This is a genomic window from Cellvibrionales bacterium (assembly GCA_016713115.1).
In the GTDB taxonomy this organism is placed as follows: Bacteria; Pseudomonadota; Gammaproteobacteria; order Pseudomonadales; family UBA7239; genus UBA7239.
The window spans coordinates 96,729-120,732 of record JADJPU010000001.1 but is presented as its reverse complement, the minus strand read 5'-3'; the positions used below and the strand labels follow the sequence as shown (position 1 = coordinate 120,732).

Below are 24,004 nucleotides of genomic sequence, written 5' to 3'. Positions count from 1 at the left end.
TCATTTTTATAATCGAGGAAAAAAACATGAAAGCAATATTCAAATCTAAAAAACTTCTTGTTGGATTGGTGTCAAGTGTTCTAAGTGCTGGTGCATTGGCAAAAGATATCACTTTGCTAAATGTGTCCTACGACCCTACGCGCGAGCTGTATGCCGAGTACAACGCGGCATTCAGTAAATATTGGCAAGAAAAAACAGGCGACAAAGTCACCGTCAATCAGTCACATGGTGGTGGTGGAAAACAGATTCGTGCAGTGATTGACGGATTAGAGGGCGATGTGGTGACTCAGGCGTTGTCTTACGATGTGGATCAGTTATATGAAAAAGCAAGGTTGATTCCACAGGATTGGCAATCGCGCCTGCCACGCAATAGCTCGCCTTATACATCGACCATGGTGTTTCTGGTTCGCAAAGGCAATCCCAAAAATATCCGAGATTGGAGTGATGTAGTGAAGCCTGGCATCGGCGTGGTAACGCCGAATCCTAAAACATCGGGCGGTGCGCGTTACAACTACTTGGCCGCTTGGGGTTATGCCTTGAAGCACAACAACAATGATCAGGCTGCAGCCAAAAACTTTGTTGCTCAGTTGTATAAAAATGTCTCGGTATTGGATTCCGGTGCGCGTGGTTCTACCACAACTTTTCTTGAGCGTGGTGTGGGAGATGTATTGCTTACTTGGGAAAACGAAGCGTTTTTAGCACTGAAAGAACAAGGGCCAGAAAAGGTAGAGATTGTTGTGCCAAGTTATTCCATTCTTGCAGAGCCGCCTGTGTCTGTCGTGGATAAATTTGCTAACAAACACGGCACGGCAGAAGTGGCGAAGGCGTACCTAGAATATTTGTATTCACCAGAAGGGCAAGATATAGCGGCGAAGAATTATTACCGGCCTACAGATCCAGCTGTTGCTGCGAAATATCTCGCGCAATTTCCTAAGTTGGAGCTGTTTTCTATCGACGCAATATTCGGCGGTTGGCAGCAAGCTCAGAAGGAGCATTTTGGTGACGGCGGTACTTTTGACGATATCTACGGCAAATAAGCAAAACAATTTCCGATAAATGTTTGAGAGCATGATATGAAATTATTGCGATCTTCTTCCGTGTTGCCGGGTTTCGGTCCTGCTCTCGGTTATACGGTGTTCTGGCTTAGCTTGATTGTGCTGATTCCCTTGTCTGCGGCGTTTATTAAAACGCTGGAGTTAAGTTGGCTAGAATTTTGGCAGGTGGTAACGGCACCGCGTGTACTTGCTTCATACCGCTTGTCTTTTGGTGCATCCTTGATTGGCGCGTTGTTAAATGTTTTTTTTGGATTGATCGTCGCTTGGGTGCTAGTGCGCTACCAATTTTTTGGCAAGAAACTGGTTGATGCCTTAGTTGATTTGCCATTTGCTCTGCCGACAGCGGTAGCGGGTATTACTTTGTCGGCACTGTATGCCAGCAATGGGTGGATCGGGTCACTGCTAGAGCCGTACGGCATCAAAGTAGCTTATACGCCTATCGGTATCGTGGTGGCACTTGCTTTTATTGGCCTGCCATTCGTGGTGCGTACAGTACAGCCGGTGTTGGAGGATCTGGAAGGTGAAGTGGAGGAGGCGGCGGCGAGTTTAGGTGCTTCGCGGCTGCAAACTTTTACACGCATCATCGTGCCGGCGTTGACTCCCGCGTTGTTGACAGGGTTTGCACTGGCGTTTGCGCGTGCTGTAGGTGAATACGGCTCGGTAATTTTTATTGCAGGCAATATTCCAAAGGTGTCAGAAATTACACCGCTATTGATCATCACAAAATTGGAACAATATGAATACAGCCAAGCAACGGCGATTGCTGCTGTTATGTTGCTGATTTCTTTTTTTCTTCTGCTAATTATCAATGTGCTGCAATGGTGGAGTGGAAATCGTCATGTCCGTAAATAACAGTACTGCATCCAATATTTCAACTGCGGAAGCGCCGTGGGTCAGAGTCTTACTTATCGCTGTAGCACTGACATGGTTGGCGCTATTCCTGGTATTGCCATTGGCGTCAGTTTTTGCAGAGGCGTTTCGCAAAGGTTGGCTGATGTATCTCGCGGCGTTTGAAGATGCCAATGTTTGGGCGGCAATTCAACTCACGGTATTGGCAGCGGTTATTTCTGTGCCGCTGAATTTGGTGTTTGGTGTGTCGGCAGCTTGGTCGATTGCGCGTTTTGATTTTCGTGGCAAAAGTTTATTGCTGACTTTAATTGATTTGCCATTTGCAGTGTCGCCCGTCATTGCCGGTTTGATCTATGTATTGGTTTTTGGTTTGCAAGGTTGGTTTGGTGAATGGTTGTCTGATCACGACCTCAAAGTAATTTTTTCCGTGCCAGGGATTGTGTTGGCTACGCTGTTTGTCACATTTCCGTTTGTGGCACGGGAGTTAATTCCTTTGATGCAGGCACAAGGTAAAGATGAGGAAGAAGCAGCCATCGTGTTGGGCGCTTCCGGTTGGCAAATGTTTTGGCGTGTCACGCTGCCGAATATTAAATGGAGTCTGTTGTATGGCGTGATCCTGTCGAATGCGCGAGCAATGGGCGAATTCGGCGCAGTATCGGTGGTATCTGGTCACATCAGAGGCGTTACCAACACGCTGCCGCTGCATGTGGAGGTTTTATACAACGAATACAACCATGTCGCTGCTTTTGCTTGTGCGTCTGTTTTAGCACTGCTGGCGCTGATCACGCTGCTACTAAAAACAGTGGTTGAATGGAAAGTACAACAAAACATTGCCAAAGATTATTGAGAGAGATAGTTATGAGTATAGAAATTAGAAATGTTAGTAAGCAGTTTGGCAACTTTAGGGCGTTAGAAAATGTGTCATTGGATGTGCCTACTGGTGAGCTGGTGGCATTGCTCGGTCCTTCTGGTTGCGGAAAAACTTCACTGCTGCGCATTATTGCAGGTATGGAAACACCGAATATCGGCAGCATCTATTTTCACGGTGCAGATACCACACATGCAGATGTGCGTGAGCGTCAGGTTGGTTTCGTCTTCCAGCATTACGCCCTGTTTCGCCATATGACGGTGTTCGAGAATGTCGCTTTCGGTTTTGCGTGTGCGCCCGAAAAAACGCGACCTTCGGAAGCTGAAATTCATCGCCGTGTACATGAGCTGCTGAGTTTGGTGCAATTGGACTGGTTGGCAAATCGGTATCCGCCTCAATTGTCCGGTGGGCAACGCCAACGCATTGCCTTGGCGCGCGCCCTTGCGGTTGAGCCAAAAGTGTTGCTGCTTGATGAGCCCTTCGGTGCGTTGGATGCCAATGTGCGCAAAGAACTGCGCCGCTGGTTACGCAGGCTGCACGATGAGTTACACATCACCAGTGTTTTTGTCACGCACGATCAAGAAGAGGCTTTGGAGGTAGCAGATCGCATCGTGGTGATGAATAAAGGAAAAATAGAACAGATAGGCACGCCAGAACAAATTTACGATGAACCTGCGTCACCATTCGTCTATCAATTTATTGGTAATGTGAATCTTTTTCACAGTCGCGTGCGTGATGGATTTGCGCGTATTGGGGCATCGGAAATTCCGGTAGAGGAACATGCGCATGTTGAGGACGCGCATGCAACGGCGTATGTGCGGCCGCACGATATTGAAATTCAGCGCGAGCCAGGCAATAACGCGGCATTTAGAGTCAAAGTTGTTCATATTCACACGATTGGCTCAGTGGTGCATTTGGAGCTGCATAGCGAAGATGAATCTGAAGTGATTGAAGCAGAATTGTCTCGCGAGCGTTTTCGGGAGTTGTCGTTGCAAAATGGTGAGCGGGTGTGGGTTAGGCCATTAACGGCGCGTGTTTTTCTTGCTGAAAACACGCACGCTTGAGCGATGCGTTCTCATAACAACATCGGAATTTGGTTTTGTGCGCTGGCGCTCGCCGCAAAAAACCAACACTCAATCGCGTAGCGCCTGCCGGTGATGGCGGGCGACCACGCGGTGCGATGCAAATTCATGTGATCAAAAAACAGTGCGTCACCGGCTTTGAAAGCGGGGCGCTGCCACGGGGTGTTGCTGAAGTTTTTTTCTACATAAGCGGGGCCGACGGTCCAATCAAAACGCGCGCCGTCGGTGCCGGTTTGCACGATGTCTTCGAAGCGGTGTGGCACCACATCAATGCCGGGGTTGACGGAATCGCCGCCGCAATCGCTTAAGGCAATCCACAAATTCATGCTGCGCACTTCTCTGCCCATGAATGCGCCGTCTTGATGCCAGTCGGCTTCGCCGGCGATGGGATCGACGCGGCGCAGCACCCATTTTTTGACGGAGACACAGGGTGTTTCACCAAAATAATCTGCCAATAATTTTTTGAGTTGCAGTTGACGATACAGCTCCATCACGGAAAACAAACCGCGCGGGGAATCGGCTGCCCATACGCCGCCCGTTTCGGCAATAAACTTTCTACCCACACCGAGTTTGTGGTGTGTGTTCAAATACTGTGACGGCGAGTAGTGCGGGTTGTTGCTATCAATCATTTCACCGGCGGCGCGCTGATTGCGCGCGTTGACTGCACACTCAATGTTGTCGCGCAAAGTGTCCAACATGTTTTTTGGCACGAGGTTGCGCACTAGCAGCGAGCCGTGTTGCTGTACAGCGGCGCCCAGTGTGTTGGCATTCAGTTGTGTGACAGTAATTTCTGGAATGCCATTGACCAGCGAAAAAGTGTTGCCGCAGCCAGATGGAAAAACTGGCGGCCAAACTGTGTTGGGTGCTGGGTGTACCGTGTGCTGAAAACCTTGTACGCGCCAATCGATCAATTGTTTTTCCAGCGCAACATCGGCGTGCAAACGATTTTGCTCCGATAGCAGCGCAATGGCTTCTTGCCACTGTCCGCTTTCGGTAAGTTGAGTCGCTTGTGCTTGCACGCTTGTCATGGTGCTTAATCCCTAGCTATGCGAAATGGGTGGCCTGTTGATACTAGAGAATATCCAGCAGACGATCCAGCTCGCTCAGTTCATCGGTGGCGGAACACAGAAACACTTCTTCGCAACCGGTAGCGGCCATTTCTGCCAGTGTGTCTTTAATGGCGTGTTTATCAAAATTTTTCATACTGTTAGCCACAGGGCGTGCAATTTTATCGCCGAGAATTTTAGATAATCGTAAACATAGTCTTTCATTTTTTCTTCGGCGTTGTCGGCCAAGCAGTACCAAAAACCGCCTACTTTTTGTGGGGCGGTGCTGCGTTCGGCAGCTTGCCAAGCTTGTTCAGCCATTTTGAAAAAACCTGCGGTTTCTGCGGCGGAGCCCGACATAGAGAACGAATACACACCGTCTGCCCAGTGCGCTGCGCGTGCCATGGCTTTGGGCCCCATGACTCCCGCCAAAATCGGTGGGCCGCCCGCTTGCACAGGTGTGGGGCCAACGGGGTCGGCACCATCAAAAGGCGGTAGCCCCGCCCAGATATTTTTCATGGTGAGAATGTGTTGATCTTGTCTGGCGTGGCGCTGTGAAAAATCGGCACCCACGGCGCGGTAATCCACTTCGCGTCCACCCACGCCCACCGTCACGGTGACGCGACCATTGGAAAGTAAATCCAAGGTGGCAATCTCTTTCGCGGCCCATACGGCGGAGTGCATGGGCAGCACATACAACGAAGGCACGATGCGCACGCGTTCGGTGACAGCAGCAGCAAACGCGAGTGTGTTGCGCATCTCCAAGGTGTAACCGGTAATGCGTTCACCGCAAGACAAACTGTGAAAAGGTCCTTGTTCGATGCGTGCGCACCAATCAAGAATCGTGCGCCGTGTGATCGTTTTTTTCATGTAGGGCAAACAGATGCTGATTTTCATGAAAGGCTCCACAGCGTGTAACTGAATAATTATTCGGGTAAATCTTCGATGTAACTTTTACCGCCCAAGCGCTGCATGTTACGCAGTATCCAGCGCTGTCGGCCGCGGATATAGCTGCTGGGTTTATTGGCTTGATACACGCGCGGATTGGGCAATACCGCAGCGAGTAGCGCGGCTTCGGAGGAGGTTAACTGCGCGGCATTTTTTTTGAAAAAATATTGTGCGGCGGCTTCAGCACCGTAAACGCCATCGCCAAGCTCCACAATGTTTACATAAACCTCAAGAATACGCTCCTTGGGCCACAGTGTTTCGATCAACACAGTGAAATACACTTCCATGCCTTTGCGAAACCAGTTGCGTCCACTCCACAAAAAAAGATTTTTGGCGGTTTGTTGCGAGATGGTGGAGGCGCCGCGCGTTTTTTTGTGTTTTTGATTATAGATAGCGGCTTTCTCGATGGCTTTCCAGTCAAAGCCAGCGTGTTCGGCGAACAACTGATCTTCTGCCGCTACTACCGCAACGCCCAGTGCTGGGTTGATTTTTTCGATAGCCGTCCATTGGTAGTGGCGTTGATACGGTTCATCAGAAAACCATGACTCGATGCGACGCTCCATCATCAAGCCGGAAGTGAGCGGTGGAAAAAAACGCAGCAGCAGCGTCAGGGCAACGGTGCTAAGAAAAAAGCCTAACGCACAAAATGCGGCAATTCGCAGTAGGCGTTTCATAGGCTGCGTTTACTGTGCGCTCAGCTGTTGCAAATTGCGCTCGGTGCTAGGGTCATCGCGCACCACGGATAATCCGCGTATCGCCATTTGTCGCGCGCGTGTTGTGTCGCCGCGCTGTTCGTAGATACGCGACAATTCTAGGTAAGCCCGTGCTTCTTGCGGTGCCAGTGTTTGCGCGCGTTCGGCCAGTGTTTGCGCGCGGGTGTAGTCACCCTGTGCGCGTGCTTGCGCCGCGTCTTCCAACAAGTTGGCTGCAGCAGGATTTTGAATCGGGCGCGGCGCCGCCTCGGGCTGTGGCTCAGCTGCAGCAGATACGGGGCTGTTGGTGCCGGCGGCGGTTGGCGCCGTGTGGTGCGCGTGCTGCGCGGAGCTGCCGATTTCTTCGATAGGTGCAGGTTTAGAGGAGGAGCTCGGTTCGATAGCACAGGCGCTGAGCAAAACGCTGCCAACAGCCAAGCAGCACAGCTTCAGTGAGCGTTGTAATGGTGGGTTCATGATTTAGTGTCCGAGAAACTGATCCAGCAAGTTTACCGGCGAGCGGCCGCGACAGGAAACATAAGCAGGTTGTGGGGAACGGCGATCAATGGGCATACGACTGGCGCCACTACAGCCTTCATCGGTGCGATTGCCGCTGGCTTCATCTATCCACTGCCATTCAATATTGGCGTGCGAGGGTTCCGGCAGTGTTTGGTTGGGCAGAGAGGCCATCAAGCTGATCCAAATGGGCAGCGCGCCTGTGGCACCGGTGAGTGGCATCTTCTGGTTATCATCTCGACCCACCCACACCACGGTGTTGTAGTTGCCGGAGAAGCCGGCAAACCAGCTGTCGCGCTGGCTGTCGGTGGTGCCGGTCTTACCGGCCAAGCGCAGGCCGAAGGGCAGGCGGTCATAAGCTGCTCGCGCGGTACCTTCGCGCAGCACGGCTTGCATTGCCCAAGTAATTTCTTGTGTGTAAGCCGCATCAACGGTTTGTTCCATTTCTAAACCGTAGCGTTTGATGGGCTTACCTTCGGCGGTGTACACATCGCGGATGGTGCGGATAGGCAGGGTGAAACCGCCCGAGGCGAGCATTTGATACAGGCGCGCCACTTCCAACGGCGACATGCCACCTGCACCGAGCAGGAGGGAAGGCACGGGATCCAGTTCCGATTGCACACCGGCGCGTCGAATCACCTGGACCAGCGGTTTCACGCCCACCTGCAAGCCCACGCGTGCCGTGGCCAAGTTGTAAGAGTGTGCCAGCGTTTCTAGCAGTGAGACATTGCCGTGCGATTTGCCATCGTAGTTTTGCGGTCGCCACCACGAGCCGTTGGCATTGCGCCAGCTCAGCGGTGAGTCATCTACCTGCGTGGCGAGCGAAAACTTGCCACTTTCCAGCGCGGATAAAAAGATGAACGGCTTCAGCAGTGAGCCCACGGGACGGTTGGCATCAATCGCACGATTAAAGCCGGAAAATTTAGGAGTGCGATCGCCAACCAAGGCAACAACTTCGCCATTGGTGGGATTGGTAACAACCACAGCACCTTGTAGCTGGCCCTTGGCCGCCGTCAGCGACTTGTGCGTATTTTCCAGTTTGTTGATGCCGTTTTGCAGCGCTTGTTCGGCTAGCCACTGCACCTGTGGGTCGATGGTGGTGAAAATCTTCAAGCCTTCGGTCAGCAAGTCTTCGTCTTTGTATTCTGTGTTCAGTTGGCGGCGCACCAATTCTAAAAATGCTGGATAAACGCCAATGCGTGCCTGTCCACCGCTACCTACACCTAATGCCTGCTTGTCTGCCCAGTCGTACTCCGCTTGGCTGATAACGCCTTGGTCCAGCATCGTGCCCAATACCACGCGGCGGCGCTCGGTGGCGCGTTCCGGATTGCGCCATGGGTTGTAATAGGAGGGGCCTTTCACCATGCCAATCAACAGTGCCATCTGGTGCAGTTTTAGCTCGTTCAATGGCTGGCGGAAGAACTGTTGGCTGGCCAAGCCGAAGCCATTAATGGAACGCCCGCCTTCCTGCCCGAAATACACTTCGTTGATGTAAGTTTCCAAGATTTCGCGTTTGCTGTAGTGCACTTCCAGCAACACCGACATCCACACTTCTAAGATTTTGCGCGACAGCGTGCGCTCAGAATTGAGGTAAAAGTTTTTCACCAACTGCTGTGTGATGGTGCTGCCGCCTTGCACCAAACCACCGGCAGAAATATTGATCCACAGCGCACGCAGAATGCCGCGTAGGGAGATGCCATGATGGTCCATGAAGTAGCGGTCTTCAGTAGCAACCAAACCCGCCAGCATCACCGGCGGCACATCTTCCAATTTCACTAGCAGTCGATCGTCATGCTTGCCGGAATACAAGCTGCCGATCATCAAAGGTTCGAGGCGCAAAAGCGGCAGTGTTTTGCCGCTTTTATCGTAAATCTGCGTGATGCCGCTGCTGTTGAAATCCAGTCGAACATGGCGCGAAGGCTCCGGTTTATCCGCAAACGCGAAGCCGCGGGTATGCATTTCTACGCTGTCACCTGTCTGGCGGTACTGACCGGGAAGCCCGCTGCGCTAGAGGCTTGATAGCCCAGCAGCGTTAAGGCATCGGTCATGCCCTTGGCAGAGAATGGCTGCCCGGGATACAGCTCTAAGGGCTTGGCGTATACCTTGGCGGGGATCGTCCATTTGCGCCCTTCAAATTTGTTGCGCACCAGTGAATCCACATACACGCTGGCAAGCAACACAAAGGGAATCACCACGGCGGCACATTTGGCAGTAAAAATCAGCAGCGACACCCACCAGCGACGACTGTTGCGGGCAGGGTGTTTGCGACGGGTGCGGCGGGGAGAGGGGCGGTGATTTGGCATCGCGTCAGTGTACGCAGGCGGGCATTACAGGCAAGGCTTTTGTGGTGGATAATGCCAGCTCGTTTAATTAAGTGAATAAAAAACAATGCGTTATCACATTTATGGCATAGGCGCGGCACTGGTCGATACAGAGATCGATGTGTCGGATCAGGATTTGGCGCAACTGGACATCACCAAAGGGCACATGACCTTGGTGGATGCAGAAAAACAGCAAGCCATCATGGCGTATCTCGCCGATCACACGATTCACAACAAACGCAGCGGTGGCAGTGCAGCCAACTCGGTAATCGCCGCCAGTTATTTTGGCGCGAAAACTTTTTATTCCTGCAAAGTCGCCAATGACGACAACGGCAATTTTTATCATCACGATATGCAAGTGGCTGGCGTGGCCTGCAACGGCATAGAGCCGTCTGCAGCGGGTGAAACCGGTAAATGTTTGGTGCTGATTACGCCGGACGCCGAGCGCACGATGCTGACACATTTGGGTATCAGTGAAACGCTATGCAGCCAAACATTGAATGCAGCGGCGATTGCACAAACGCAGTATGCGTACATTGAAGGTTATTTAGTGACATCGCCCACCGGTCGCGCCGCAGCGATTCAACTGCGCGAGACGGCTGAACAGCACGGTGTAAAAACAGCGCTGTCTTTGTCGGATCCAGGGATGGTGGAGTTTTTTGGCGATGGCTTGCGCGAAATGATTGGTGGTGGTGTGGATTTATTGTTTTGCAATGAAGATGAAGCGTGCGGCTTCACTGCTTGCAGCGATATGCAATCCGCCGCAGAAGCACTTAAAAAATATGCAAAAACTTTTGCTATCACGTGCGGCTCACGCGGTGCTTTGATTTTTGATGGTGAGCAGCTGCACACCATCGCGTCGCACGCGGTAAAAGCCATCGACAGCAACGGCGCGGGCGATATGTTTGCCGGTGCATTTTTGTACGCCATCACGCACGGTTATTCATGGGTAGAAGCGGGTAATTTAGCCAGCCGTGCAGCGGCAGAAGTGGTGAGCCATTATGGGCCGCGCCTAGTTGCAGAAAAACACGCGCAAATTTTCCAGGAAGTATTGGGCTGAATGTCGAACGGACTGCCAATTCAAGCAAAGGCGCAATTCACGACGCAGAAGCGTGAGGCAATTGAGTCGTTTTTGCGATTCTCTGAAGGGCAGGAGTTTCCGCGTTGGCCGTTGGAAGTGTTTCTGGAAGTAAGCAATATCTGTGATTTGCAGTGCGCGATGTGCCCAACATTCTCTGCTTTGAATGTTGATCGCTTTTTTGCGCTCAAACGCGAAGATCGCGGTGTGATTGCTTATGAAACAGCCACTGAGCCGTTAGAAGAAATTTTGAAGCATGCGTTGATCATTCACGCCAGTGGTTACGGTGAGCCTACCATACACCCGCAATATAAAGAGCTGCTGCAGTACTTGTCGCGCTACGAAGCACTGATCGACTTTTTTACTAATGGCATGCACTTGGATGACGAGTTGTGTCAGCACTTGGTGCAGGGTCATGTGCATCGCATCTCAATCAGTTTTTCCGGTGTGACTGCAGAAGAATATGAAAACATCTATATCGGCGGTGATTTTGATCGTGTGCTAGGCGGTATTCGTCGCTTGGCAAAAGCCAAACAAGCAGCGGGCAGTCAGTATCCGCGCATCGAAATTAACAGCTTGGCTTTTCAACACCATATTGAAAAGCTGCCTGCATTTGTGCAATTGATGGCCGATGCAGGTGCCAATGTTATTCATGTCAAACCGCTGCGCTTGTACGCAGGAAAAATTGCCGAGTTGAAACATCACGAATCACACATGCATCCAGAGCGAGAAGCGCATCTTGTGCAAGAGGCAAAGGCGCTGGCAGACACTTTGGGCGTGCGTTTGGCAAGCGCGCCTTATGAAGCTACGCAGAAACACGCGCTGAATTATGAGCGCACATTTAACGCCATGCCGGATGTAGAGCGAGAAGCGTTATTTCAACGCATTCTGGATGAGAAACTGCCTGTCTCACAGATTAAAGCCGTGGCGAATTCTTCTGAAAAGCGTGAAGAGAAAAAGGTGGCGGCGAGTGATGAAAGAAAAATGCGTGAGCGGCGTGCACTGTCTGTTGCGGACGACAATTTTTTTGCGCACAAAGGCACTCCCTGTTTTGAGCCATTCAAAACCTTTCACGCCTCGTTTGATGGCAGGGTAAAAACCTGTTGTTTTACGGAAACGAAACACTGGATAGGTCATTTGCAAGAAGCATCCGGCAGTGAAATTTGGAATAACGCAGCTTATCAAACCATCAGACAGCACGCGGCAAACGGCGAATACCTCACCGCTATGTGTGGCGCTTGCATGAAGAAAAGTGCGTATCCCAAACAGCATTCCTTTCACAGCCACTTCACTATGTACGCAGAGTGGTTTGAAAAAGTTTTTCAACAGGTGTTTATGCCAGAAGCACGAGATGCAGTGCGCGCTGTGCCATCCTCTGCGAATATTTTGGCGGTGCATCAGCGCAGAGAAATAAAGCTGTGAAAAAAATACTGGGCTGGCTGTTGGTCTGTTTGTTATGCAATGTTGTACAAGCTGCGCCCTTGCCACCCAATTTCGTAGTGATTATTGCCGATGATTTGGGTGCCAATGACTTAGGGGTTTTCGGTCACTCGGTGATCAAGTCGCCCAATATTGACCAGCTGGCCAAGCAGGGCATGCAATTTAATAATGCCTTTTTGTCGACTTCTTCTTGCACAGCCAGCCGCGCCAGTATTTTGACGGGGCGTTATCCGCACAACACCGGCTCACCCAAACTAAATGATGTATTGCCTGCGGAGCAGAAAACCGTGGCGGCGTATTTGCGCAATGCCGGTTATTACACGGCGTCTATTGGCAAGTGGCATAACGGCGGTTTGGTGGTGCCGCAGTGGGATGTGGTGAAAGACCCGCCAGGGGAGAGCGGTGCGGAAGGCTGGGTCGATGCACTGCGCAATCGCCCAAAAGATAAACCGTTTTTCTTTTGGTTTGCCAGCCGCGACCCGCATGTGCCGTATGCGCCACTGCAGCCAGATGGCCCGTATCAGCCCCAAGATGCCGTGATTTTGCCGGCATATTTAGACGGGCCAGATGCACGCTACACCATTGCGCAGTACTACACAGAAATTACGCGCCTCGACAGTTATGTAGGAAAAGTAGTGGATGAGCTGCGTGCGCAAAATTTGTTGGATAACACCTATATTATTTTTCTATCAGATAACGGCGCGCCCATGCCACGCGCAAAAACCACGCTGTATGACGCGGGCATTAAAACGCCCTTGATCATGGCAGGTGCGCGTATTGCTGCGCAGTCACAAAGTAATGCCTTGGTGAGTTCAATAGATATTATGCCAACGGTGTTGGAGCTCGCTGGCGTAGCTTCTGCTGAATCAATGCAAGGGAAGTCGTTCGTTTCTTTGTTTAAAAATACCACCGAAAATTTCCGCTCAGAAGTTTTTTCTGAGCAGTTTGATCACGGCTTCGTGTTAAATCGCCGCGCGGTGCGCAATAAAGATTTTTTATATATTCATAACTTTGCAGAGAGCAAATACCGCTGCTTGTTGGAAGCGCAGCCCATGGGTAAGGCGTTGATACAGGCTTTTCAAGCGAGCAAGCTCAACTCAGAACAGGCGCAGTGTTTTGATCGGCGTTCGCCTGTGGAGGAGTTGTACGATGTGCGTAGCGATGCGTTAAATAGGCATAATCTAGCGGAAAGTTCTGCGTATGCAGAAACTAAAAATGCTATGCGCCAACTGTTGTTGCAACAGGCAAGAGACACGCAGGATGTGGTGTATCTTCAAACCGCGCGCTGATGGCTGTGCTGAATTTTTTCTAGGCGCTGTTCGATAGTTTGGGTGATTGCTGCAGCAGAAAGCCCGCAATCATCCAGTAAGTCGCTGTGCTTGCCGTGATGGAGAAATGCATCGGGCAAGCCGAGGTTTAACACGGGCATCACCATGCCTTGTGCGGCTAAAAATTCGTTGACGGCAGCGCCGGCACCACCCATCAGTGTATTTTCTTCTAGCGTCACCAGCAGTGTGTGTTGTGCTGCCATCTGCAGAATCAGCGCTTCATCCAACGGCTTCACAAAACGCATATCAACAACGGTGGCATTCAATGTTTCTGCTGCACACAACGCGCGTTGTAACAAAGCGCCAAAACTGAGTATGGCAACGCGCTGTCCTTCGCGTTTCACAACACCTTTGCCGATGGGCAATGCCGTCATTTCACGCGCTACCACGGCGTTGGGGCCGGTGCCGCGCGGATAACGCACCGCTGCCGTGCCGCGGTATTGATAGCCGGTGTATAGCATTTGCCGGCACTCGTTTTCATCAGACGGCGCCATCACTACGATGTTCGGAATACAGCGCAAAAAACTGAGATCAAAACTGCCGGCGTGCGTAGCGCCGTCTTAACCGACGAGCCCTGCGCGATCAATCGCAAACAACATGTCCAGTTCTTGCAGCGCGACATCGTGTATCAATTGATCGTAAGCGCGTTGCAAAAAAGTGGAGTAAATCGCGACAACCGGTTTCATGCCATCGCAGGCCAAACCTGCCGCGAGTGTGACGGCATGTTGCTCGGCAATCGCCACATCGTGAAATTGTTCAGGAAAGCGTTCGCTGAAAGCCACCATGCCTGAGCCTTCACTCATGGCCGGTGTAATCCCGATCAGTTTTTTATCAACCGTAGCCATGTCACACAGCCAGTCGCCAAAAATATCCTGATATTTTTTGCCTTTCGGTTTTTCATCCACCAACTGCACTTTTTTCGGTGCGGCTTCAATTTTGGATAAAGCGTGATAAGTGATCGGATCGGCTTCTGCTGGTGCAAAACCTTTGCCTTTGGTAGTGATGATGTGCAGCAACTGCGGGCCTTCCAACTCGCGCAAATTGTCCAGTGTGCGCACGAGGTCGCTTAAATTGTGGCCATCGATAGGGCCGATGTAGTTAAAGCCCAATTCTTCAAATAAAGTGCCGGGCGCGACCATGCCTTTCATGTGCTCTTCGGTGCGACGCGCCAATTGAAACGCCGGTGGAATTTTTGACAGCACTTTTTTGCCACCGCTGCGCACGGAGGTGTACAACTTACTCGCCCAAATTTTGGCAAAGTAAGTGGCGAGGCCGCCGACATTGTGTGAGATCGACATATTGTTGTCGTTCAACACCACCAACATATTGGCACCTGTGTGGCCGGCGTGATTCAGCGCTTCAAATGCCATGCCCGCTGTCATTGCGCCATCACCAATCACAGCCACGGTTTTGCGCGATAAGTTTTGTGCTTTAGCGGCGAGTGCCATGCCCAGTGCAGCAGAAATGGAAGTGCTGGAGTGACCGACGCCAAAGGTGTCGTACTCGCTTTCACTGCGTTTTGGAAACCCCGACAAGCTGTTTTGCTGGCGAATTGTTGGTAGTTGTTCGCGGCGACCGGTGAGAATTTTGTGCGGATAAGTTTGGTGACCGACATCCCACACCAAACGATCTTCCGGTGTGTTGTAAACAAAGTGCAATGCGACTGTGAGTTCGACCACACCCAAGCCGGCGCCAAAATGCCCGCCGCTTTGCCCTACGCTGTACAGCAAATATTCGCGTAATTGATTGGCGAGTTCTTGCAGTTGTGATTCATCCAACTCGCGCAGTTGTGCCGGCGTATCGATGCGATCCAGCAGCGGCGTGTGCGGGCGCTGTTGCGGGATTTCATGAAACAGGGTGGGTGCGGTCGGAGGAGTCATGGGGTGATGCAAAGCCGAGCAGCAAAATGAGAGTGGCTATTGTAAACGCACAAAATACGACGAATTAAATCCAATGATGAATTTTATTGCGCAGAAGAAGGTTGTTGTTCGTTGCTGAGGCTGCGGTTGTTGTGCGCGTATGGACCGAGCGCGTATTTCTGCAGAAGTGCTCGTTCCGCGCGTGCTAAAGCCGGATCTGGCCGAGGATTGATGATGCGCAACGCCTTCTCTGCCTCTGGGGTATTGGGTTCGGTGAAGGCCGTCAGCCCTTTGTCTAAGCGTCGGTGCATGCGTTGCAAATCTTTCGTGCTGTAAACGCTGGTGATTAATCCAACAACGAGTAAGACGAGGGCAATCCGTCGAGAATGTACGCCATCGCGCAGCAGCATCAGTATTACCGACCAAAAGGGCAACATCAGCGTGGTGTAGCGGCTGGCCAACAACTGCTCCAAACCCATGCCGCCGCGCGAGAGAGCCAGTAACCCTGCTGTGCCTACGCTGAATAGCACCATGCTGTACCACGATGCATGCTTAAGGTGGCGAGGTTTTTTTCGCAGGACAGCCACCAGCAAGCCCAATCCGAGCAACCCAGCCATACCAGCTGCCACTGGATGTAGTCGCCCAATCAAACCGCCGAGGCCAACCAAAAGACTTTTAGCCAAGCCTACGCTGCTGGTGATCAATGTTATGTCGCGGGTATCCGTGTGTGGCACGAGTGCAGACGGTGAGCCTAGCCACCGGAAATATAGCCAAAAATTGACGGCTGTTAGCAGCAGCCAAGGCCAGAACAGCCCATCGCGACGCTGGTATACCAATGGCAACACCGCGAGCCAGAACACCATGCCGGCGGCAAAACTGCCACTGGCCAGCACGCCACAAGCAACGGCTGTCAGTCCTGCTCGTAACGGAGAACGAATTTCTTGCAAGGCGAGTATCCCAGCCAGCACAGCGCTGAGGCATAAGGGAACTTGCAGCTGCCATCCCCAAATCCAGTTTTCTGCTTGGGCAAAGGAGAATGCCAGCAGAGATAGACCGATGCGCAACAACGGCGCTGATGTGGAGGCGTGGTTTGGTAGTAGCAGGCGCAACAGCAGGGCGTAATTCAGGCAAGTCAGCAACAGACTGACGAGCACCTCGGCGCCAGTGTGCCACTGTGTGAGCAGTGCTAGGCCGAGCATCAACAGTTGTGGGAACAGCAGGATGTGCCCGTTATGTGGCGCGAGAAAGTCTGTCAGTGTGAGGCGGTTTTGATAATAGGCGTCCAGCAGGGGCAGTAAGTCCCATTGGTCATGGTAGGGAACATTGACATGCAGCATCCCAATTGCGCCGAATGGCAGTAGCGCCAGTGACCAAGCTAGCCCAGTTTGCTGTCGGATGCTTATCGCCATGCGCTTAATGGCCTTGAAGGAAATACGGCGGGTCTTGTGTTTCACCGATGACGGTGCGGTGAAGTAAATCCAGCGCGATGGCTGCCGCGCGCTGTTGGCAGTGTTTGCGCGTCTCGCCGAGCTGAAAGCAGTGTGCTTGCAGTTGTTGTTGGTTGCCCCATGCAATCCACACGGTACCGACGGGTTTTTCTGTAGTGCCGCCATCTGGCCCAGCAATGCCAGAGAGAGCGATGGCGTAATCCGCACCGCTGCGCTGTAGAGCGCCCAGCGCCATTTCGCGCACGGTTTGCTCACTCACTGCGCCGTGTTGCGCCAGCGTGGACGCTTGCACGCCGAGCATGGCGGTTTTCATGGCATTGGAATAGGTGATGAATCCGGCGTGAAAGGCGCGCGATGCGCCAGGGATTTCTGTTAGCAGGGACGACACCAAGCCGCCAGTACAAGATTCCGCGCAGGTCAGTGTTTTGCCTTGTGCAATGAGTGTTGCCAGCAATGTGGCTGCCGGTGTGAGTGGTAATTCTGAAAAAAAAGCGTCCGAATCACATGCCTGCACTGTTAATCACCCACTTCACCAGCAACACGATGCTGCTAATGAACAATGTGGTAAAGATAAGCCCCGCGGCGATGTACACCTTGATGTTGCCGTGCACAAAATCGCGCTCGCGGTTTTTGTTGCTTTGGATGCCAATGGCCGCTGCGAGTGTGCTCATCACAATCGCGCGGAAATTGGGTTTGTTGGAATTTTCTTGTTCGCTCATTGCTTGCCTCAGTGTTCGTAGCTCAGTGCCGGCGACAAATCGTACTCCACTTGCGCGATATCTTGCTGTTTGCGTGCGGCAATGGCTTCCACTTGGTCTTTCATGATTTTGCCCACGGCAAAGTAGCGCGCATTCGGGTGTGCCATATACCAACCACTCACGCTGGCGGCTGGCAGCATGGCGTAGTGTTCGGTGAGCGTTACACCGGCGTTTTTTTCTGCATCCAATAAGGCAAACAGTTTGCGTTTTTCGGTGTGATCGGGGCAAGCGGGGTAGCCTGGTGCCGGGCGAATACCGCGATAGCGTTCACGAATCAATTCTTCATTGTTGAAATTTTCTTCAGCGGCGTAGCCCCAGAATTCTTTGCGCACGCGCTGATGCAAATGCTCGGCAAAGGCTTCAGCCAAACGGTCGGCCAGTGCTTTTACCATGATGGCGGAGTAGTCATCGTGCTTGGCGTGGTAGGCCGCGACAAGCTCATCCGTGCCGGTGCCAGCAGTCACAGCAAATGCGCCCATGTAATCTTTCAAGCCGCTGGTTTTTGGCGCCACATAATCGGCTAATGACAACAGCGGTGCTTCATCATTTTTGTGATTTTGCTGGCGCAAGTGATGCAATGTGGTTTGCACGGTGCTGCGCGTTTCATCGGTATAAATCTCGATGCTGTCGTCATCAATTTGATTGGCTGGCCACAAGCCAAATACCGCACTTGCTTTCAGCCGTTTATTGCTGACGATGTCTTGCAGCATTTTTTGTGCGTCGGCAAACAGGTTTCTTGCCGCTTCGCCCACCACATTGTCTTCCAGAATATTTGGATACTTACCGGCTAGCTCCCAAGTAATGAAGAACGGCGTCCAGTCGATGAAAGGCACCAGTGCTTCTAGCGGGTAATCATCCAGCACATGCAAGCCTGGTTGTTGTGGTACGGCGGGAACATAACTCTCCCAGTCAATTTTGGAGCCGATTTTTTTCGCGTCTGCATAAGACACCAGGTTTTCACCCGCGCGGCGTTTGGCTGTGCGCTCGCGCACCTGCACATATTCTTCTTGCAAATTCTTAACGTAGTCGTCGCGCAAATCGGCTGACAATAAAGTGGTGGCAACACCTACAGCGCGCGAGGCATCTGGCACATACACCACTTGGTTGTTGGTGTATCTCGGCTCAATTTTTACCGCTGTGTGCGCTTTGGATGTGGTAGCACCGCCAATCAACAGTGGCACTTGGTAGTCCAAACGCTGCATTTCGCGCGCGACATGCACCATTTCATCCAGTGAGGGCGTAATCAAACCGGAGAGGCCGATAAAGTCTGCGTTTTCTTCTTTGGCAACTTGCAGGATTTTGTCGCAGGGTACCATCACGCCGAGATCGACCACATCAAAGTTGTTGCAGCCGAGTACCACGCCGACGATGTTTTTGCCGATGTCATGCACATCGCCTTTTACGGTTGCCATCACGATCTTGCCATTGCTCTTTTTCGCGGCAGCAGATTTTCCGGCTTCAATAAAGGGCGTGAGGTGAGCCACCGCTTGTTTCATCACGCGCGCACTTTTTACCACTTGCGGTAAAAACATTTTTCCAGCGCCGAACAAATCGCCGACCACATTCATGCCGTCCATCAGTGGGCCTTCGATTACATCCAGCGGTTTTTCGCTGTTCAGTCGCGCTTCTTCGGCATCTTCCACAATCCAGTTGGTGATGCCGAGCACCAGCGCATGTTCAATGCGTTTGTTGACCGGCCATTCGCGCCAGCTCAAATCTTCTTCTTTTTTCGTCGCGCCGCCGCCTTTGTAATCGTCAGCAATGGCAAGCAGGGCTTCGGTCGCATTGGGGTTGCGGTTTAAAACCACATCTTCGACTTTGTTGCGCAAGTCTTCTGGTAAATCGTCGTACACCGCGAGTTGCCCGGCGTTGACGATGGCCATATCCAAACCGGCTTTAATCGCGTGGTACAAAAACACCGAGTGAATCGCTTCACGCACAGTGTTGTTGCCGCGAAACGAGAACGACACATTTGATAAACCACCAGACACTAGCGCGCCAGGCAGGTTTTGTTTAATCCAGCGTGTGGTTTCGATGAAGTCCACCGCGTAGTTGTTGTGTTCTTCTATTCCAGTCGCAATCGCAAAAATATTTGGATCAAAAATAATATCGTTTGGATTAAAGCCCACCTCATTGACCAGAATGTCGTAAGACTTTTGGCAGATTTCAATGCGGCGTTCCAATGTGTCGCCTTGGCCTTTTTCATCAAATGCCATCACCACAATCGCTGCGCCGTAGCGTTGACACAGTTTTGCCTGCTCGACAAATTTTTCCACGCCTTCTTTCATGCTGATGGAATTGACGATGGCTTTGCCCTGTGTGCATTTCAGGCCGGTTTCGATCACATCCCACTTGGAGGAATCCAACATCACCGGCACTTTGGCGATATTCGGTTCAACAGCGATTAATTGCGAAAAATGTTTCATCGCATAAAACGAATCCAGCATCGCTTCATCAAAATTGAGGTCGATTACTTGCGCACCGTCGCTCACTTGTTCTTCCGCCACCGCGAGCGCGGCGTTGTAATCGCCGTCCATCACCAAGCGTTTGAATTTGGCGGAGCCGGTAACATTGCAGCGTTCGCCCACATTGGCAAATAAAGAATCGTTATCCAGCGTGACCGCTTCCAAACCGGATAAACGCAACGCAGGTGGAATCACCGGAACCGCACGCGGTTTGCATTCCTTCATTGAAGCGGCAATCGCGGAAATGTGTGCGGGTGTGGTGCCGCAGCAGCCACCGACGATGTTGAGAAATCCACTGTCGGCGTAATCGCGAATCATCACTTCCATGGATTCGGGGGTTTCATCGAAGCCGCCCATTTCATTCGGCAAACCGGCGTTGGGGTGCGCGCTGACATAAACGCCCGCGATGCGCGAGAGTTCTTCCACATGCGGGCGCAATTCGTCCGCGCCCAGCGCGCAGTTCAGGCCGACGGAAATGGGCTTGGCGTGCGCGATGGAGTTCCAGAACGCTTCCACGGTTTGGCCCGTCAGCGTGCGGCCGCTTTTGTCGGGAATGGTGCCGGAAATCATGATCGGCAATTCCAGCCCGCTGTCGTCGAAATACTGGCGCGTGGCGAAGATGGCCGCTTTGCAGTTCAGGGTGTCGAACACGGTTTCGATCAGGATGATGTCCGCGCCGCCTTCCACCAAATGTTGGCAGGCCTCGTAGTAGTCGCGCACCAGCTCGTCCCACTCGATCGAGCGTTTGGCTGGCTCGTTCACATCGCAGATGGTGCAGGCGGCCTTGGTGGTGGGTCCGAGTACGCCGGCCACGAAGCGCGGTTTGTCGGGCGTGCTGGCGGCATCGCACAGCTCACGGGCGAGGCGGGCGGCTTCGCGGTTCAGCTCCGGCACCAAATCTTCCAAGTGGTAGTCGGCCATCGAGGCGCGGGTGGAGTTGAAGGTGCTGGTTTCGATGATGTCGGCACCCGCATCCAAATAGGCTTGGTGAATCTCACGGATCACTTCGGGTTTGGAGAGTACCAGTAAGTCATTGTTTCCTTTGACATCGTGATGCACATCTTTGAAGCGTTCGCCACGGTAGTCCGCTTCTTCCAGCCCGTAAGTCTGCACCATCGTACCCATCGCGCCGTCCAAAATCAGAATGCGCTGCTGCAAAGCCTGCTGGAGCAGAGCGGTGCGAGCGGCAATAGAAGCGGCATTGGGTGCGGACATGGCGGGATTCCTAGCTGTGCTACAGAGAGTGGGCATGATAGCAGCCCGCCAACCTATATCAAAGTTTTTTGATATAGGTTTTTCTTGGCGTTGGCGTTGGCGTTGGCGTTGGCGTTGGCGTTGGCGTTGGCTTGTGCTACGGTTGCTTCTAAAATAAGCAAAAAATAATAAGGATGTTCCATGAGCTGCACATTCTTTCACGGTATCTTCGCTCCTATTAAACGGAGCTTGTGCAATCAATTAGGGTTGTTGTTTGTTGGTTTACTGCTCAGTCCATTGTGTTTGGCGGCTACCAGTAGCGATATCCGTATTCGATCCATAGAGTGCTATAACGGTACGGATTGGGCCACACGAACTTTGACGCAAAGGTGCGGCAGCGCTTTTCCAGGCATATTGGGTTGCGATGATGCCTTGACCGCTTGCGGCCTAGGGAATCCGCCAGTCAATAGTAGCGCTACCAATACATCGGTTAGTGGAACCATCACCCAAGTTAAATACCAAACCGCTACCGGCGGTCCTGTGTGCGCCCGCGCTGCAGGGCAAACACACTGCTGGACACACTCTTTCAACGGTACCAAAACTACGGTTACCTATCAGGGGGTGTTCCCAGATCAAGATAATGATTCTTTACGCGACGACTATGATTTAGATGACGACAGGGATTCTGTTCCAGATACTTCGGATAACTGTGCCTCCATTTATAACCCTGATCAGTTGAACTCCGATGGTGATAGTGAAGGCAATGCCTGCGATACCGACGACGACAACGATGGTGTAGCGGATGCCTCTGATGCCTTCCCGCTGGACGCATCTGAATCTCTCGACACGGATGGTGACGGCGTAGGTAATAACAGCGATTCAACGCCCAACGGCGACACCGACAATGACGGCATCGACAACCTCGCTGACAACTGCGCTGCGGTTGCTAACTCCGATCAACTCAACACGGATGGCGATAGCGAAGGCAACGCCTGCGATAACGACGACGACAATGACGGCGTAGACGATGCGAGTGATGCCTTCCCAATAAATCCCGAAGCAACTACTGATACCGATGGCGACGGCAAACCCGATAGCATCGACACCACAAAACTTCCTGTATTCAATGATTTTGAAAGTGGTGACGGCGGTGGTTGGGTATTCAATTCATGGTACGAAACTGCGGGAGCCAGTTGGGGTGTTTCCACAAAATACAGTGTAAGCCCATCACATTCGCTGCGTTTGATCACCTATCGCGATGCTTCACACAGCACCAATGTGGCATCTTTATCTATCAGCTTGCAGACAGGGTCGACCATTTCTTGGTATCAGCGTGGAGCTTCTTCCCTTGGTGTGTATGGTGTAGAAATCAATGGCATTCCTGCTTACAGCTCATGCACGGCTTCAGGTGTGTGGTCTTTTTGTGTTGTGACAGTAACGCCGGGTACAAATACATTTGCAATGAAAGTGAATTCTGGCACACCGCCAATGACTGGCTCCTATGCAGAGATGTTCATTGATGATTTGCGTATCGGTTCGCCACTTATCGAAGATACAGATGACGACAACGATGGCGTGGCTGATGCGAGTGATGCCTTCCCTCTTGATGCGTCTGAATCGGTAGATGCCGATGGTGACGGCATTGGCGATAACAGTGATGCTTTCCCGAACGATCCTGACGAATCTGCCGACGCGGACAATGACGGCGTGGGTAACAACAGTGACAACTGCGCCGCTGTTTCTAACAGCAACCAATTGGATTGGGATAACAACGGCATCGGCGACGCCTGCGATGCGCCGGTGCCTGTACCTAGTGATGTAGACGGCACAGCCAAAGCCGAAAAAACAGGCGCAGCGGTGGCGTTTGCCGGTGATTTCGATGGCGACGGTTACGGCGATTATGTGATCGGCTCACCGGGCTACAGCGTGCGAGCAGCGCCGCCAGCGAAAGCGATTGTTGGCGTAGGCAAAGCTGAAGTCATTTCCGGCAAAGACGGTAGCGTGATGGCGTCGATTACTGGCAATGCCGCGAAAGATGCGATGGGTTTTGCGGTGGCTGGCAACGCGGATATTGATAAAGACGGTTTTGCCGATGTGGTCGTGGGTGCTCCCAACGCCACGGCGCTGCGCGTTGGCAGCGTCACCGTGTTGTACGGCGGTGCAGGTGAGCGCAGGCACACCTTCTGGGGCGCAATGAAAAACACCGGCTTTGGTTCGGCGTTAGCGCTGGGTGATGTAAACGGCGATGGCTATGCGGATGTGTTGATCGGTGCGCCGAAAGATAAAAGCCCTGTCGCGCCACAAAAAGCGGCGGGCAGCGTGACCGTTTATGACGGCAACAGCTTACAAAGCCGCAAGCGTTTTTACGGACTCTCAACAAACGCACACGCGGGCACAGCCGTAGCAGCAGGGGATGTGGATAACGATGGTGTGGCCGACATCATCGTCGGTGCGCCGGATGAAAGCGGCGTGGGCAGTGTGCGCGCGTACAACAGCAGCGGCACTGAGCTGCTGCAAAAACTCGGCACCAACAAAAAAGCGCGGTTTGGCAAAGCGCTGGCGAGTGCAGACATCAATCATGATGGTTATACCGATATTGTGATCGGCGCACCGCTGGACGATGACGCAGACAGCCGCACCAAAGATACCGGCAGTATCAGTGTGATTAGCGGCAGCGATGGCGAATTGTTATCGACAAAATCTTTCGGTGCGGTGAAAAAAGCCTGGTTGGGCAGCAGTGTGGCGCTGGGTGATGTAAACGGTGATAGCACGCTGGACATCATTGCCGGCGCGCCGCAAGACAACAACATACCCGCAGCAACAAACGACACCGGCAGCGTCACCGTGTGGAACGGCGCGACTTATGCGCCTATCAAAACCGTGTACGGCGATGCGTTTGGAGATTTGTTTGGCGCAGCCGTGAGCACTGGTGACATCAATAGCGATGGCAAGGCGGATCTCATCATCGGCATTCCCAATCAAGATGTGGAGCTGGAATCTTCCGTGCAAAAAGATGCGGGTGGGGTGAAAGTCATTAACGCCACGGCGTTGTAACTG

General features: G+C 52.3%; 18 protein-coding genes and 1 pseudogene. 8 read left to right on the top strand and 11 right to left on the bottom strand.

What is annotated here, in order from left to right:
• Positions 1-26: 26 nt before the first annotated feature.
• The 4 genes from IPK30_00575 to IPK30_00560 are packed head-to-tail and all read left to right on the top strand — an operon-like array spanning position 27 to position 3,836.
• Entirely contained in the window at positions 27-1,037 is a 1,011-nt protein-coding gene (locus tag IPK30_00575) for a sulfate ABC transporter substrate-binding protein (protein MBK8101831.1), read from the top strand.
• Between the two features lie 36 nt (positions 1,038-1,073).
• Entirely contained in the window at positions 1,074-1,907 is an 834-nt protein-coding gene (gene cysT / locus IPK30_00570; protein MBK8101830.1) for a sulfate ABC transporter permease subunit CysT, read from the top strand.
• Entirely contained in the window at positions 1,894-2,751 is an 858-nt protein-coding gene (gene cysW / locus IPK30_00565; GenBank protein ID MBK8101829.1) for a sulfate ABC transporter permease subunit CysW, read from the top strand. Before cysT ends, cysW begins: the two co-directional genes overlap by 14 nt.
• A gap of 11 nt (positions 2,752-2,762) precedes the next feature.
• The gene (locus tag IPK30_00560; GenBank protein MBK8101828.1) at positions 2,763-3,836 is read left to right on the top strand and encodes a sulfate/molybdate ABC transporter ATP-binding protein; all 1,074 of its coding nucleotides are present in this window, start codon (positions 2,763-2,765) and stop codon (positions 3,834-3,836) included.
• A gap of 11 nt (positions 3,837-3,847) precedes the next feature.
• On the opposite strand, the gene IPK30_00555 is transcribed toward IPK30_00560, so the two are convergent.
• The 6 genes from IPK30_00555 to IPK30_00530 all read right to left on the bottom strand — a co-directional run bounded on the left by IPK30_00555 (position 3,848) and on the right by IPK30_00530 (position 9,359).
• The gene (locus tag IPK30_00555) at positions 3,848-4,882 is read right to left on the bottom strand and encodes a phytanoyl-CoA dioxygenase family protein (protein MBK8101827.1); all 1,035 of its coding nucleotides are present in this window, start codon (positions 4,880-4,882) and stop codon (positions 3,848-3,850) included.
• Positions 4,883-5,053: 171 nt separating this feature from the next.
• Positions 5,054-5,797, bottom strand: a complete 744-nt coding sequence (locus tag IPK30_00550; protein MBK8101826.1) for an LLM class flavin-dependent oxidoreductase — start codon at positions 5,795-5,797, stop codon at positions 5,054-5,056.
• Positions 5,798-5,826: 29 nt separating this feature from the next.
• On the bottom strand, positions 5,827-6,522 hold the full coding sequence (mtgA, locus tag IPK30_00545) for a monofunctional biosynthetic peptidoglycan transglycosylase (GenBank protein MBK8101825.1): 696 nt from the start codon (positions 6,520-6,522) through the stop codon (positions 5,827-5,829).
• Positions 6,523-6,531: 9 nt separating this feature from the next.
• On the bottom strand, positions 6,532-7,017 hold the full coding sequence (locus IPK30_00540; protein ID MBK8101824.1) for a tetratricopeptide repeat protein: 486 nt from the start codon (positions 7,015-7,017) through the stop codon (positions 6,532-6,534).
• Positions 7,018-7,020: 3 nt separating this feature from the next.
• Positions 7,021-9,015: a penicillin-binding protein 1B gene (gene mrcB, locus IPK30_00535; protein ID MBK8101823.1), complete on the bottom strand. Its 1,995-nt coding sequence runs from the start codon at positions 9,013-9,015 to the stop codon at positions 7,021-7,023.
• 2 nt (positions 9,016-9,017) lie between these two features.
• A complete protein-coding gene (locus IPK30_00530; protein MBK8101822.1) occupies positions 9,018-9,359 on the bottom strand; it encodes a hypothetical protein in 342 nt (113 codons plus the stop codon).
• An 85-nt stretch (positions 9,360-9,444) separates the two neighbouring features.
• Here IPK30_00530 and IPK30_00525 point away from each other — a divergent pair, with 85 nt between their 5' ends.
• The 3 genes from IPK30_00525 to IPK30_00515 are packed head-to-tail and all read left to right on the top strand — an operon-like array spanning position 9,445 to position 13,184.
• The gene (locus IPK30_00525; GenBank protein ID MBK8101821.1) at positions 9,445-10,437 is read left to right on the top strand and encodes an adenosine kinase; all 993 of its coding nucleotides are present in this window, start codon (positions 9,445-9,447) and stop codon (positions 10,435-10,437) included.
• Positions 10,438-11,877 carry a radical SAM protein gene (locus IPK30_00520; GenBank protein MBK8101820.1) on the top strand — a complete coding sequence of 480 codons (1,440 nt, stop codon included), beginning with the start codon at positions 10,438-10,440 and terminating at the stop codon, positions 11,875-11,877.
• Complete coding sequence (locus IPK30_00515; GenBank protein ID MBK8101819.1) at positions 11,874-13,184, top strand: sulfatase; 1,311 nt, start codon at positions 11,874-11,876, stop codon at positions 13,182-13,184. The genes IPK30_00520 and IPK30_00515 overlap by 4 nt, the downstream gene beginning before the upstream one ends.
• Here the strand turns inward: IPK30_00515 and dxs are convergent.
• The 5 genes and pseudogenes from dxs to metH all read right to left on the bottom strand — a co-directional run bounded on the left by dxs (position 13,169) and on the right by metH (position 20,968).
• Positions 13,169-15,103: pseudogene (gene dxs / locus IPK30_00510) on the bottom strand (1-deoxy-D-xylulose-5-phosphate synthase). The gene IPK30_00515 and the pseudogene dxs sit on opposite strands and share 16 nt — an antisense overlap.
• 83 nt (positions 15,104-15,186) lie before the next feature.
• Positions 15,187-16,491, bottom strand: coding sequence for a hypothetical protein (locus tag IPK30_00505; GenBank protein MBK8101818.1), 1,305 nt, complete (start codon positions 16,489-16,491; stop codon positions 15,187-15,189).
• A gap of 4 nt (positions 16,492-16,495) precedes the next feature.
• Positions 16,496-17,044, bottom strand: a complete 549-nt coding sequence (locus IPK30_00500; protein MBK8101817.1) for a CinA family protein — start codon at positions 17,042-17,044, stop codon at positions 16,496-16,498.
• On the bottom strand, positions 17,031-17,249 hold the full coding sequence (locus tag IPK30_00495) for a DUF2970 domain-containing protein (protein MBK8101816.1): 219 nt from the start codon (positions 17,247-17,249) through the stop codon (positions 17,031-17,033). The genes IPK30_00500 and IPK30_00495 overlap by 14 nt, the downstream gene beginning before the upstream one ends.
• A gap of 8 nt (positions 17,250-17,257) precedes the next feature.
• Complete coding sequence (gene metH / locus IPK30_00490; protein ID MBK8101815.1) at positions 17,258-20,968, bottom strand: methionine synthase; 3,711 nt, start codon at positions 20,966-20,968, stop codon at positions 17,258-17,260.
• Between the two features lie 180 nt (positions 20,969-21,148).
• Between metH and IPK30_00485 the strand changes: the two genes are divergently transcribed.
• Positions 21,149-24,001, top strand: a complete 2,853-nt coding sequence (locus IPK30_00485) for an FG-GAP repeat protein (GenBank protein ID MBK8101814.1) — start codon at positions 21,149-21,151, stop codon at positions 23,999-24,001.
• Positions 24,002-24,004: the final 3 nt, after the last annotated feature.